The sequence below is a fragment of the Proteus vulgaris genome, from assembly GCF_023100685.1.
Lineage (GTDB): Bacteria > Pseudomonadota > Gammaproteobacteria > Enterobacterales > Enterobacteriaceae > Proteus.
Map to the genome: position 1 here is coordinate 2,151,517 of NZ_CP090064.1, position 13,280 is coordinate 2,164,796.

The following is a 13,280-nucleotide window of genomic DNA, read 5'->3' on the forward strand; positions in this document are numbered from 1 at the left end:
TAATTAACAGTAACCATAAGACATGAGTTTCTGATAACGCTTATCTAAAAGCTCTTCGGTTGAATAGCTTTTTAATAAGGCTAAGTCGGTTAATAATTGTTGTTTAAGAAATTCAGCCGCTTGTTGATGATCACGATGAGCACCACCTAATGGCTCAGGAATAATAGCGTCGATAATGCCTAATGATTGTAATTTAGGTGCCGTCATTCCCATTGTTTCTGCCGCTATTGGCGCTTTATCAGAACTTTTCCATAAAATAGAAGCACAGCCTTCTGGTGAAATTGCCGCATAAGTGCTGTATTGCAACATATTAACTTTATCACCGACACCAATTGCGAGCGCTCCGCCAGAAAATCCTTCACCAGTAATAGTGCAAATAATCGGTGTTTTTAATCGTGACATTTCAAGAATGTTACGAGCAATGGCTTCTGCTTGCCCTCGTTCTTCAGCACCAACGCCAGGATAAGCTCCCGCAGAATCAATAAAAATAATAACGGGTAGATGAAAACGTTCAGCCATTTTCATTAAACGTAATGCTTTTCTATAACCTTCTGGTGATGGCATACCAAAATTGCGAAGAATTTTCTCTTTTGTATCACGGCCTTTTTGTTGCCCAATCACCATGACTGGCATTTTGTCTAATCGAGCTAAACCCGCCACAATCGCTTTATCATCGGCATAAGCCCTATCACCCGCTAACTCCTGAAAGTCAGTAAAAATCGCTTTAATATAGTCAAGGGTATATGGGCGCATAGGATGACGAGCAAGTTGCACTATTTCCCAAGCCCCTAAATCAGTAAAAATAGATTTTGTCAGCGAAAGACTTTTTTGTCTTAAACGAGCAATCTCTTCATCTAAATTAATACCTGTGGGTTCATCTTGAGATTGCTTAAAGGTGAGCAATGCATCTATTTTTTCGTCTAATTCAACAATAGGTTTTTCAAATTCAAGATGAATAAAAGACATAACGACCTCGGATTTAATGCAGTAAATAAAACGATAATTAGCTCAGTTTAGAAAAAATAACAATATGGCGATAGAGAGGAATTTGATAAACACTATTATCAAAAATGGGATAATTAAATCTTACTATAAGATCAGCAAGAAAAAAGACAGGATTAAAAAGAGCTTTTTCTCTCATTTTAATCTATACAGTAATTACTAAGTCATGTATTAATACACAGTGCGATTTTGTTCTTTTTGCACCCGTAAAAGATCGCATAAATTATAAAACACTTCATAAAATACAAATGATTAGAATAAAGATAATATGTTCTCAAAAAAAACACGATCAACAACTGCACTGCTGTTTTCATCACTGCTTCTTACGATAGGAAGAGGTGCAACATTACCGTTTATGGCAATCTATTTATCACGGGAATATCAATTACCTGTTGATGATATTGGTATTGCCATGTCCATTGCATTAACAACCGGTATTTTTTTCAGCCTTGGCTTCGGGATGCTTGCGGATAAATTTGAGAAAAAACGTTATATGTTGCTATCTATTATAACGTTCATCTTTGGCTTTGCTGCAATACCTATGGTTCATAGTACGGTTTTAGTGGTTATTTTTTTCTCGGTAATCAACTGCTCCTATTTAGTGTTTTCAACCGTGTTGAAAGCCTATTTTTCTGAAACTTTATCGATTTCAGCGAAACCTAAAATATTCTCGCTAAACTACACCTTTATCAATATGGGGTGGACGGTCGGCCCGCCTATTGGTACGTTATTATTAATGTATGGAACACAATTACCCTTCTGGCTTGCTGCTATTTCTGCCAGTGTTCCACTTTTTATGATCCAGTTGTTTGTTCAGCGTTCTAAAGCAATAAATACTGGTGAAGAAAATAGTGTGAAATGGGATCCGAAAATAATGCTAAAAGACAGAGCATTAAGTTGGTTTGTGCTCTCGACTTTTTTTGGTACTTTAACATTTGGCTCTTTTGCATCATGTATTTCGCAATATATCTTAGTCGTCTATGACGCTAAATTAGCAGAGTCCGTTATTGCGGTTGTATTACCTGTAAACGCCGCTATTGTCGTTTCTTTGCAATATATTGTGGGTAAGCATGTTACAGCCGATAGATTGCGTAAATTAATGACCTTAGGCACGTTATTTTTTATGACTGGCTTACTTGGCTTTATGTTTGCGGGTGATAACTTAATATTTTGGGCATTAGCCATTGCCGTCTTTACTTTTGGTGAGTTAATTTATGCGCCCGGTGAGTATATGATGATTGATAACATTGCACCGTTAGGAATGAAAGCAAGTTATTTTTCTGCTCAGTCATTAGGTTGGTTAGGTGCAGCATTAAATCCATTAGCTAGCGGTTTTATTTTAACGTCATTCCCTCCTATTTCTTTATTTGCAATTTTAATGGCCGTTTCTGCATTGGCTTGGTTTTGTATGATCCAAGGAATGAACGCCAGTAAAACAAGAGCTATTGCACTCTAATTTCTGAAGACTTCACAAACTAAAAAGACACCTTAAAGGTGTCTTTTTTATGGTTTGTAGATGACTGATTTTGTCTCTATTTTTTTCTACAATAGATAAAGTAAGGCATATTTCTTCTTAATCTTGAGTTGCATGGTTAGTTAATACCATTACCTTATTGAGTTTTAAATAAAAAACACCGAGAAGTAAGATTATTTCGATGTTCTTTTGAGTATTGTTTCAATGCTAATTGGGAAGAAATCGTTGACATCAACACCAACATTAATTGCATTTTTTCCTAAAACATCTAAACGTTTACGTTGAGTTGGATCTTTTTGTGAATTGTGTACATGACCATATAAATGAATAGCGTCACGGAAAAAACCACCCCATTCTAATATAGGATAATGAAACATCACAATTTTTCGTTTTTTATAATCCAATTCAAAGTAGTCTTTCACCCATTCAAATACTGATGCATCAAATTCCGGATCATCGAGAAATTTGTCGTGATTTCCACGGATAAGGTACTTTTTACCGTTTAACCGACGTAAAATTCGGTTGGCATCCTGTCCTGTTCCTCGATAGAGAAAATCACCTAAAATATAGATTTCGTCATGATCAGATACATAAGCGTTCCAGTTATGGATTAATGTATCATTCATATGGCTTACACTATTGAAAGGACGATCACAAAGATTGAGGATATTTGAATGGCAAAAATGTGTATCAGAAGTAAAATAAATCATAGTAATTTCTTAATAAGTAATAAAAATCTTAACCTTAAGAAAGTATTTTCCCTCGGTCTGTATAGTGATATTTTTTCAACATAATTACCTCCTTTAGTTAAAAATAGAACAATAAATACAATATCATCTGTTTTATTGTCGTTGATGTTGTTTACGGTAACCAGATAAAGAATGCCCCGTCTCTCTTTTGAAATATCGGCATAAATAAGAAGGATCATCAAAATGAAGCTTTATTGATATCTCATTTACTGAAAGTGAAGTGTGCATTAATAATGCTTTTATTTCAAGAATAACTTGACGATTAATCAACGTCTTAGGTGAATCATTAAAAAATTGTTTTGTTATTTGTGATAAATAAAACGGCGTAATATTAAGACAATTTGCATAAAAAGTAACTTCTCTATGCTTTAAACAATGTTTTCCAATTAACTCCCAAAATTGCCAACAAAGCTTTTCTTTGCGACTAAATTCTTTTTTAGCGATAGAGAAATGTGTTGGTATTAATTCTGTGATCGCAAAGAAGAGATTTTGTAGATGATTTTTTAACATCAATTTTCGATGTTCAGAATAGTGATTATCTATATATTTTAGTTGTTCTACCCATCTATTTAAGGCTTCTTCTTGTTCTTTTTTTGGGGAGCAAATGGGATTTTCATGGAGAAAGGCAAATAAAGTATTAGAAAGAGAATAAGCAATTTCTGAAGCAAAAGATTTATCAAGAAAACAATAAAATAAGCGAAAATTTGCTGATTTTTGGCTCAAAACAGTCATCATATCATCGCCTAAAATAAGAATATCATTCGCTTTAATCGTCTGTTTCTGAAAACCAATATTAATTACAGCCCTTCCTTCTAAGCAAACCATGACCACGATGTAAGATAAGGGTAATGGGTAATTAATTTCATTTGCCATACTGCTTTCACCCATAATGGCGTGTTGGGATGTGGTATTCAATTGTGACAATACTTGGCTTAACATAAATCTATTGTTCTCTTTTTATTCTAATTTGATAGTTTTTATATTTGATGATATTACAGTTAATAACAAGTATTTCCTTTAATTTAGTTTTCAAAAGTACTGATTTTACCTCTTTTATGCCATTCGGGTTTTTATTTCTTTTCTTTAGAATGCACATATCTTAAAAACGTAAGATAAATAGCAACATATTGATAAAAAAGAAAATTGATTGAAATGAAAACATTAAAAACTGAAAGACTCATACTGCGGCCATGGAAACTTTCTGATGCGCCAAGCCTGTATGAATACGCTAAAGATGAACGAGTTGGCCCTATCGCTGGTTGGCCAACTCATAAAAGTGTTGAAGAAAGTGCTGAAATAATTCGTACTATATTTATGCGAAATGAAGTTTATGCTGTCACATTAATCGATGATGATCGCGCTATCGGCTTAGTGGGCCTATCTTTTGCTAAAGAGAGTAATTTCTCGATAGGCGATAATGATGCTGAAGTATCTTATTGGATTGGAGTTCCGTTCTGGGGGAAAGGTTTAATTCCTGAAGCAGTGAGAGAAATTAGTCGCCATAGCTTTGAAACTTTGGAGTTAGATAATCTATGGTGTGGGTATTTTGCTGATAATAATAAGTCACAAAAAGCACAAGAAAAATGTGGGTTTAAATTTCATCACATTATTGAAGAGCAATACGCAGAATTTTTAGATGAAGTGAAAGTTGAAAATATTTGCCGCTTAACTAAAGATGAATGGATTGAAATCCAAAAACAGACCTATTAAACCAAAACACCAGATAATGAAATCTACATTACCTGGTGTTTTTTAATATTAATAAGCTTATTTAATTAAGCACTTGCTAATGCTTGGGATAAATCAGCAATTAAATCTTGAGGATTTTCAATACCAATAGATAAACGAATGGTAGTGTCTTGAATACCAATATTATGACGTAATGCTATCGGCACGCCAGAATGAGTTGTTGAGCCTGGATGGCAGGCTAAAGACTCAGTTCCTCCCAAACTAACTGCCAGTTTAAAAATTTTCATAGCATTAAGAAAACGGAAAGCTTCGCTCTCTCCACCCACAATATCAAATGAGAATGTTGAACCTGCACCTGTACATTGTTTTGCAAATACTTGGCCTTCAACTGAGTTTTTATCTGCAAAAGGCAAATAGTGAATAGCTTTTACTTTTTCATGATCACGCAGAAATTCTGCAACTAATAAAGCATTCTGGTTCGCTTTTTCCATTCTAATTTGTAGTGTTTCTAAAGAGCGTCCAAGCATCCAACAAGAATGAGGATCAAGTTGTGTTCCTATTGCTCCTCGTAGTAATCGGATTTGATTAATTAGTTCACGAGAGCCCATTGCAGCACCAGCAACTAAGTCCGAATGACCACCAACATATTTAGTTAAAGAATAAACAGATATATCCGCCCCTTGCTCAATTGGGTGTTGATAAACTGGGCCAAGTAATGTGTTATCACAAACAATAATGGGACGATAGCCCTGCTTTTCTTCTAGTTTATCAGCAACAATTTTTAATGCGTTAATATCGACTAATGAATTAGTTGGGTTTGCAGGAGTTTCTGCAAAAATAACGGCAACACGCCCTTTTTGGCTAGCGTTATCGGCTTGTGCTTGGATCAGAGAAAGGTTTAATCCGTCAGTAAATGGAGTGGCTTGAATACCAAATTTAGCAAGTGTTTTTGCAATTAATGTCTCTGTTCCACCATAAAGAGGTTGAGAGTGTAAAATGACATCTCCAGGCTGAGTTAAGGCCATTAATGTTGTGGTGATTGCTGACATACCTGAAGAGAATAATACACAAGATTGTGTATTTTCATACACAGCAAGTCTATCTTCAACAATCTCACTATTGGGCTGATTAAAACGAGAATAAACCAAACCTGCTTTTTCACCTTCAGGTAAAGGTTTTCTTCCACTTACTGTATCAAAGAAAGCTTTGCCTTCTTCTGCACTTTTAAAAATAAAGGTCGATGTTAAAAATACTGGCGGTTTTACTGAACCTTCAGAAAGTAATGGATCATATCCATAACTCATCATAAGTGTTTCAGGCGATAGTTTGTGTTCACCGATATATTGTTTTTTTAGTTGAGAGTCAGCCATTTTTTTATTTCTTCTGTGTAATGGAGGATGAGTTATCATACTGAAAAAAATTCATGTTGTTAGAATGTTTTATAAAGTATAAAAACTAGCAGTTATATGAAAATAGCGAAATTAGGAATAAAAATAAGGATTAATAATGAAATTATAAGAATTGAGTGATATTTAGCCAAGAAAACACACCAAATAAGAGTGGAACATTCTAGGGGAAAATAATAAAAACTTAAAGACAAAAAGCATTCTCTCTATCTTTAAGTTAAGACGTTACCATGCTCTTACTGCATCACCTTTATACATTTCTTTAAACTTCAACTCGATTTGTCGTGAGTGAAGTACTGAAATCAACTTCTTTATATTTTCATCATCTTTGTTATCTTCGCGGGTTACGATAACATTGGCATAAGGTGAGTTTTTATTTTCTAGAATTAATCCATCACGAGTTGCAATTAACCCAATTTGAGACGAAAAGTTATTATTAATAATCGCCATTGTAATTGCTGGATCATTTAGTGCTTCAGTGAGCTGTGGCGTATCGACTTCAATAAACTTAATTTCTTTAGGGTTATAGATAATGTCATCCAATGTTGGGGTGAAACCAACATTCTCATTGAGAGTAATAAGATGGTTTTCTGCTAATAATAGAAGTGCTCGACCTCTCATGCTGGCTTCATTTGAGATAGCAACAAGAGATCCTAATTGTAACTCATTTATATCGCTAATTTTTTTAGAGTATGCTGCTAAAGGAAAAATATAAGTTTTACCCGCGATATGAAATTTATAACTATTTTCTTTGATTTGCGTTTGAAGGTAAGGAATGGATTGGAATGCATTCGCATCAACTTCTTTATTATTTAATGCCTTATTAGGAAGTACATAATCATTAAAAGCGACAACTTCAACGTCTAACCCTTCTGTTAATTTCGCTAAACGAATAACTTCATCCCAAATCACTTGATCAGGTCCTGTATTAATTGCCACCTTTACCTTATGTGTATCTTCTTGTGAACAAGATACGGTAAATAGTGATATTGAGGCTAGAAGTAAACCCGTAATAATCTCCTTCATATTTCCCTCTTAAACAGCCCCCGATAAGAACAGCACTATTAATATCATTTTGATTAAGAAATATCCTAACAGTAGATTAATAACAAGGAAAAAGAAATGATACAAGTACTCAATGAATATAAAGAAAGGAATATTCTTTGTCTTCTTACAATTCATTGTTTTATAAAATAAAAAAATAACACATTAAAATGTGATGTGTTTGTTAGCAAATTGTAGATTTATTCATTGATAATTTTATTTATACAAGCATCAGAATATGAGTCTTCAACACTAAGATAGGATAATTCAGTGACACAATAAGTATTAAATTGCCATTTGAACTGAATTTCATCCCCTTGTTTCTTTTCTGATATTTCATAACTAGAAAAACGAATCGGAGTTGGTTGTTGTAAATTATTTCCTACTTTTTCAGCACTTAACAATACAACCCGACCTTTTTTTTCAATGAATTCAAAATCAGAAATAGTGATATTAGTACCTTTAATCTTATTGTTATAAAGACTTAATGCATTAGAATATATGGATGGGACAATATACACTTTTTGATCGCTACCTTTGATATAAACGGTCGTCATATCAAAAGATGATGAATCATTTAATGAGCGTCGAGACTTAACCACGACATCAGGAACACCATCACCATTAAAATCGATAAGATTTACTCCATATTCGAGTTTAATTTCAGATGATATTGAAGTGAAAGGTAATGATGCAAAAAGTAATCCTAGCCCAAGTTTTAATATCTTATTCATTGTATTCGCTTCTTTTTTTTGCTTATTACTTGAGCATCAGACTACTTTGTGGCAATGATTAGTCAAGGAGTTTTGTGTTTCAAAATAATACAGAATTTACAATTATATCACTTATGAAATATTTCCATGCTAATGAATTTACTTATTTGACTATTATAAAATGATTTTTTTGATTTTAAGGCTTAATTTTTTATTTAATATAAAGCAATATAATTTTTAAGATCATTAATTCTTTCTTTTGTTTTATCTTTTAAGCAACTGCTATATACCATTGGTGCTAAACTCCCCCCTTGATAATAGTCAGCTTCATACTGACAAGAGAGATCTCTAAAATTAATCCATATTAACTGTGCTTGCTTTAATTGCTCTTTTCTAGTGCTATCTAGCTTGGCGTAATATTGCTGGTAAATGTGGTTAAGTTCTTCATCTTTCTGCTGAAAGTCTTGATGTACACATTGATTTATTTCAGTTTGCGTTGCCGCATTTCGACAATCAAAGTTATCTGCTTGTAAATGTATAGACCAAAAGAGTATACCGCCAGATATTGCACTTAATAGGATAAGTTTTTTCATCGCACCGTCCATTTTTTGATTAAAAACATCGCTAAAATATTCATTTCACTCCTTTAATATTTAATTTAAGGGGTGAGGATAAAGTAAAACCTTTATCATTTTAGCAATATTTATCATATAACAATTACTTGAAGATAATGCAAAATCTTTCTATTTAAGACAATCAAAATAAGATTAAAATATTAATGTTTAGTAATTATACTGTTATTTTCTTCATAAAAAATATTTATTTAAAACAAATTTAAAAAAATGATAACTAAATACCTTTTTTCTTTAACAATAAGTGTTATTTAAAAAAATACTAAACAAAATAGAACGCTTTTTATATTTTTTAGTTATTGATATAACACGTTAAAATAGCTAATGAATTTAGCTTTTATGTATTACTCATTTACCCGCGCTTGTTTAGGTTGCTATCTAGTAACAGTCATAAATCAATGTGATATTTAATAATATCCTTTATTTTTATTAGTGCATCACGTAATAAACTAATTTCAACTGAAGCTAATGCGATACGGATTGCATGAGGAATATGGGGTGTTGTGGCATAAGGTTCAGCAGTGGCGACAGATATTTGTAATTGATGTAAGGAAGCGACAATTTTATCAGCTCTAATTTCTTCTGGTAGTGGGATCCATAAAAAGTAAGAAGTAGGATGATGAATATAAGCTATTCCTTCAAAGATTTCGCTGACAATTTTTTGCCGTTGCTGTGCATCTTTGCGTAATAATCTCTCTAATTTATCAACAACACCCTCTTTAACCCATTGACAGACAATCGATGTCATCAGTGCTGGTGTATTCCATGTTGTCACTCTCATCGCTCGCTCTAATGATGCAATGGTCTTTGTAGGAGCAACCATAAAACCGACTCTTAACCCTGATGCAATATTTTTAGAAAATCCTGAAATATAAAAGGTAATCTCTGGCGCTAAAGTCACAATGGGAGCCGGTGCTTTTTGAACTAAGAAAGCGTAAGTTGCATCTTCAATAATTATAAAGTGGTATTTTCGCGCTAAGACAATTAATTGTTGGCGTTGTTTTAATGTTAATACCCATCCCATTGGATTATGTAGTGTAGGAATACAATAAAGTGCGCGAATTGCCCTTTTTTTACATAGTTCTTCTAATTTATCTAAATCTGTTCCTAAAGGTGTTATGGGGATCGGTAATATTTCCAAATGATGAGCTAATGCTGCTAATTTAAATCCTGGGTAACTTAATGCATCAACAGCAACGACATCACCAGGTTTTAATACACCTAATAATGTAATCGCAATACCCTGTTGTGCACCGTTAGTGATAATAATATTTTCAGGTTCAACGGTGATTTTTTTATTTTTGAGGTATTGGGAAATCACTATTTTATCGTGTAATTTGCCACTATGTGGTTGATAGCGAAGTAATGATTCAATTTCACCTGAAGTTGATAATCTTTTTAGTTCAGAGCGTAATAATTCAGCTTGAATAGGTAATGATGGATAATTGAAATTCAGATCCAACATATCCGTTGCCGTAGGATTTTCTATTCCATGGTTTGTTGGAAGTGATAACTCACGAACAAATGTTCCTCTTCCTGTTTCACCAATGACTAGACCCATATTTTCTAATTCAGCATAGACACGACTTGCCGTTGCAAGAGACATTTTATGCTCTGCGGCCAAATGTCGATGTGTGGGTAAACGTGTACCAGGTAATAATTTTCCTATACGTATTTCGTTCGCCAATTTATCAACTAAAGATTTATAACGGGGCTGAACCATAGAAATTGTATCCATGACAATTATTTGATTGTCATGATTGTGACCCATAAGATAGTACTCAGCAAGTACATAATAGATACAATTATTTAAAATGAATTTTATATTTCTTCCTATTGTAAAAAATATAATCATTTGTTTTTAAAAGAGAATTAATAATAATTATGGAACATCGTATGCAACAAATAAAACAAAAAACGCAAACTAATGGTTGGATAAATGGCTTTATTGGTATGCTAATTTTTAGTGGATCTTTACCTGCTACAAAAGCTGCTGTATTAGGTTTTGAACCTTTATTTCTAACAGCAGCAAGAGCGAGTATTGCTGGATTATTATCTTTAGTAATGTTGTTGTTATATAAAGAAAAATTACCAACATTTAAACAATGGATTTCATTAACAGTCGTTTCATTAGGTGTCGTGGTAGGTTTTCCGCTGTTAACCGCTATTGCATTACAAGAGATAACATCCGCACACTCCCTCGTTTTTCTGGCCTTATTACCATTATCTACGGCAATTTTTGCTGTAATTCGTGGTGGTGAAAAGCCTCGTCCTACTTTTTGGCTTTTTTCTATTGTTGGCAGTTTATTAGTGATGGGATATGCCCTTTCTCAAGGTGGAGCATCATCTATCAGTGCTGATTTATTAATGATAGCGTCAGTCATTGTTTGTGGTTTAGGTTATGCAGAAGGCGCAACATTAACGAAACAACTAGGTGGCTGGCAAGTTATCTGTTGGGCTTTAATTGTATCATTGCCTCCAATGCTTATTCTTAGCTTTATTCTTATGCCAGAAGAATTAACAAAAATTAGCCTTTCTGCATGGATTGGTTTAGGTTATGTTTCACTTTTTAGTATGCTGATTGGTTTTATTTTTTGGTACAAAGGATTATCGCAAGGTGGGATAGCAGCTGTAGGTCAGCTTCAATTATTACAGCCTTTCTTTGGATTAGGTTTAGCGGCCGTATTACTTCATGAATCTGTCAATTTATTGATGTTGCTTGTAACTGTTGGTGTTATTTTTTGCGTTGCGGGTTCACGAAAATATGCTTGATTAATATCAATGAATTAAAGCTAAAAAACACGCTAAATATTTTTATTTAGCGTGTTTTCATTTTAATTAAAGTTCACACTTCGTTTTCAAAGCAGCCGTTTTTTTATGATGATCCAGTGCTAACTCAATTAATTTAGTAATTAACGACTGATAGCCTAAACCAGCACTTTGCCATAATTTTGGATACATACTGATATTTGTAAACCCTGGCAATGTGTTTATTTCATTAATCACAACTCGGTTATCTTGAGTTAAGAATACATCAACACGAGCCATACCTAAGCAATTAAGAACACGGTATGCTTTTAATGCCACTTGGCGAATATGTAAACTAGTATCTTCGTTCATTATTGCTGGAACAACGACTTTTGCACCATCGTCATCAATGTATTTTGTGTTATAGGCATAGAAAGCATCGTTTAGTACGATCTCGCCACACGGGCTGACTTCAGGATTTTCGTTACCTAAAACGGCACATTCAATTTCACGACCCACAATAGCACTTTCAACAATAACTTTAAGATCATACTCAAATGCCATTGCTAATGCTGCATTAAATTCTTCTTCATTATTAACTTTGCTTATTCCTACAGAAGAACCTAGATTCGCAGGCTTAATAAATAAAGGAAGTCCTAATTGACGAACCATTTCATTGTAAGGAATATCATCAATTTGATGCGCCATGATCGTAATAAACGGTGCGACCGCTAATCCCGCGCCATCAAGAAGGCGTTTAGTGATGTCTTTATCCATACAAGCAGCGGAACTCATGATATTTGGGCCAACATACGGCATATCTATCATGTGTAATAAACCTTGCAATGTACCATCTTCGCCATAAGCGCCATGGACAATTGGAAAGACAACATCAATTTGAGGAAGTGCTTGGCCGTCTTCTAAAGAAATGAATTGATTTTTTTCACTACCTGGAATAATTGCAACTGCTCTTAACGGATTACTTAATGAGATAGTTTTAGGATTATCGCTATTGAGTAGATAGTCAGCTTCTGAATATTCATGCCACTGGCCTTGTTCATTAATACCGATTAAGCAAAGGTCGAATTTCGTTCGATCTAATTCATTAATAATATTTTTTGCTGATTGTAATGAAACTTGATGTTCTGTGGATTTTCCACCAAAAATAATAGCGACTCTTAATTTACTCATTTTCTAACCTTTTATAGGACAGCTATAGCGAATAGGTAGCAATATATCATGATAAAAACCCCCAATGTAGGTAGATAGTTCTTATCTGCGAAAAATCACGATAAAATGATGAAATTCTATGATTTAGAGTGTAAAAACATCACTCTTTAAAGCGATAACAACAAAGTTATTCGCATAAGCTAAATGCCATGTCTGATATAAAACAATCGATTGAAATGGATATTACCGAGGTTGTAAAAACAACGGGTATTGTTTCTTTAGCAATCCGCTATTATGAGAAAAAGAACTTATTAACTTGATAGGACGTAAAGGAATTAAGCGTGAATATCATCGTGATGTTCTGAGCTGTCACAGCAAGTTCATTTTTCTTTAGATGAAATAGCTCTACTTCGCGCCAATCAACGAATACCGATAATAGATAGAAATTGTTCTTTATTTGTTCGTCATTATCTTAAGTCCGCTTAAATAGCGGACTTTCACACAAAATGATACCTTTTGTTTTTCTTGCAGGATTGCATATCAGAAATCTATCTTGATAGAATTACATTACCGATTAACTTTTAAACTTAGAGAAGGAGGCTAATTATGCTTTTGTGTGATCTTATTGAATACTCACACTTCTTTGGTAATCG

12 protein-coding genes are annotated in these 13,280 nt (G+C 33.6%); 3 read left to right on the forward strand and 9 right to left on the reverse strand.

All coding sequences use genetic code 11. The features are described 5' to 3' along the window. Positions 1-3: 3 nt before the first annotated feature. Complete coding sequence (gene accA, locus LW139_RS10575; RefSeq protein ID WP_247851181.1) at positions 4-966, reverse strand: acetyl-CoA carboxylase carboxyl transferase subunit alpha; 963 nt, start codon at positions 964-966, stop codon at positions 4-6. A 304-nt stretch (positions 967-1,270) separates the two neighbouring features. On the opposite strand from accA, the gene ydeE reads away from it, so the two are divergent. Next, positions 1,271-2,458, forward strand: a complete 1,188-nt coding sequence (ydeE, locus tag LW139_RS10580) for an efflux MFS transporter YdeE (RefSeq protein WP_109408211.1) — start codon at positions 1,271-1,273, stop codon at positions 2,456-2,458. A 191-nt stretch (positions 2,459-2,649) separates the two neighbouring features. Here ydeE and LW139_RS10585 read toward each other — a convergent pair whose 3' ends face one another. Together LW139_RS10585 and LW139_RS10590 are read right to left on the reverse strand one after the other, a co-directional pair. Next, positions 2,650-3,186, reverse strand: coding sequence for a metallophosphoesterase (locus tag LW139_RS10585; RefSeq protein ID WP_072068090.1), 537 nt, complete (start codon positions 3,184-3,186; stop codon positions 2,650-2,652). 132 nt (positions 3,187-3,318) lie between these two features. Then, positions 3,319-4,164 (reverse strand): helix-turn-helix domain-containing protein, encoded by an 846-nt coding sequence (locus LW139_RS10590; protein ID WP_247851182.1) that lies wholly within the window; start codon positions 4,162-4,164, stop codon positions 3,319-3,321. Positions 4,165-4,377: 213 nt separating this feature from the next. On the opposite strand from LW139_RS10590, the gene LW139_RS10595 reads away from it, so the two are divergent. After that, positions 4,378-4,935, forward strand: a complete 558-nt coding sequence (locus LW139_RS10595) for a GNAT family N-acetyltransferase (RefSeq protein ID WP_166541206.1) — start codon at positions 4,378-4,380, stop codon at positions 4,933-4,935. A 65-nt stretch (positions 4,936-5,000) separates the two neighbouring features. On the opposite strand, the gene LW139_RS10600 is transcribed toward LW139_RS10595, so the two are convergent. The 5 genes from LW139_RS10600 to LW139_RS10620 all read right to left on the reverse strand — a co-directional run bounded on the left by LW139_RS10600 (position 5,001) and on the right by LW139_RS10620 (position 10,432). Then, positions 5,001-6,284 (reverse strand): cystathionine gamma-synthase family protein, encoded by a 1,284-nt coding sequence (locus LW139_RS10600; protein WP_109408207.1) that lies wholly within the window; start codon positions 6,282-6,284, stop codon positions 5,001-5,003. A gap of 261 nt (positions 6,285-6,545) precedes the next feature. Next, on the reverse strand, positions 6,546-7,346 hold the full coding sequence (locus LW139_RS10605; protein WP_247851183.1) for a MetQ/NlpA family lipoprotein: 801 nt from the start codon (positions 7,344-7,346) through the stop codon (positions 6,546-6,548). A gap of 218 nt (positions 7,347-7,564) precedes the next feature. Beyond that, on the reverse strand, positions 7,565-8,098 hold the full coding sequence (locus tag LW139_RS10610; RefSeq protein ID WP_109408205.1) for a carbapenem self-resistance protein CarG family protein: 534 nt from the start codon (positions 8,096-8,098) through the stop codon (positions 7,565-7,567). 194 nt (positions 8,099-8,292) lie between these two features. Beyond that, entirely contained in the window at positions 8,293-8,670 is a 378-nt protein-coding gene (locus LW139_RS10615; protein ID WP_227336887.1) for a lysozyme inhibitor LprI family protein, read from the reverse strand. Between the two features lie 427 nt (positions 8,671-9,097). Further along, a complete protein-coding gene (locus LW139_RS10620; RefSeq protein WP_109408203.1) occupies positions 9,098-10,432 on the reverse strand; it encodes a PLP-dependent aminotransferase family protein in 1,335 nt (444 codons plus the stop codon). A 161-nt stretch (positions 10,433-10,593) separates the two neighbouring features. Between LW139_RS10620 and LW139_RS10625 the strand changes: the two genes are divergently transcribed. Continuing rightward, complete coding sequence (locus LW139_RS10625; protein ID WP_247851184.1) at positions 10,594-11,481, forward strand: DMT family transporter; 888 nt, start codon at positions 10,594-10,596, stop codon at positions 11,479-11,481. Between the two features lie 66 nt (positions 11,482-11,547). Here the strand turns inward: LW139_RS10625 and ddlA are convergent, their stop codons facing one another. After that, a complete protein-coding gene (ddlA, locus tag LW139_RS10630; RefSeq protein WP_109408201.1) occupies positions 11,548-12,648 on the reverse strand; it encodes a D-alanine--D-alanine ligase in 1,101 nt (366 codons plus the stop codon). Positions 12,649-13,280 lie beyond the last annotated feature (632 nt).

Bases quoted from the DNA above. Each gene is read 5' to 3' on its own strand.
- accA (WP_247851181.1), bottom strand. From the start codon at position 966: ATGTCTTTTATTCATCTTGAATTTGAAAAACCTATTGTTGAATTAGAC.
- ydeE (WP_109408211.1), top strand. From the start codon at position 1,271: ATGTTCTCAAAAAAAACACGATCAACAACTGCACTGCTGTTTTCATCA.
- LW139_RS10585 (WP_072068090.1), bottom strand. From the start codon at position 3,186: ATGATTTATTTTACTTCTGATACACATTTTTGCCATTCAAATATCCTC.
- LW139_RS10590 (WP_247851182.1), bottom strand. From the start codon at position 4,164: ATGTTAAGCCAAGTATTGTCACAATTGAATACCACATCCCAACACGCC.
- LW139_RS10595 (WP_166541206.1), top strand. From the start codon at position 4,378: ATGAAAACATTAAAAACTGAAAGACTCATACTGCGGCCATGGAAACTT.
- LW139_RS10600 (WP_109408207.1), bottom strand. From the start codon at position 6,284: ATGGCTGACTCTCAACTAAAAAAACAATATATCGGTGAACACAAACTA.
- LW139_RS10605 (WP_247851183.1), bottom strand. From the start codon at position 7,346: ATGAAGGAGATTATTACGGGTTTACTTCTAGCCTCAATATCACTATTT.
- LW139_RS10610 (WP_109408205.1), bottom strand. From the start codon at position 8,098: ATGAATAAGATATTAAAACTTGGGCTAGGATTACTTTTTGCATCATTA.
- LW139_RS10615 (WP_227336887.1), bottom strand. From the start codon at position 8,670: ATGAAAAAACTTATCCTATTAAGTGCAATATCTGGCGGTATACTCTTT.
- LW139_RS10620 (WP_109408203.1), bottom strand. From the start codon at position 10,432: ATGGTTCAGCCCCGTTATAAATCTTTAGTTGATAAATTGGCGAACGAA.
- LW139_RS10625 (WP_247851184.1), top strand. From the start codon at position 10,594: ATGGAACATCGTATGCAACAAATAAAACAAAAAACGCAAACTAATGGT.
- ddlA (WP_109408201.1), bottom strand. From the start codon at position 12,648: ATGAGTAAATTAAGAGTCGCTATTATTTTTGGTGGAAAATCCACAGAA.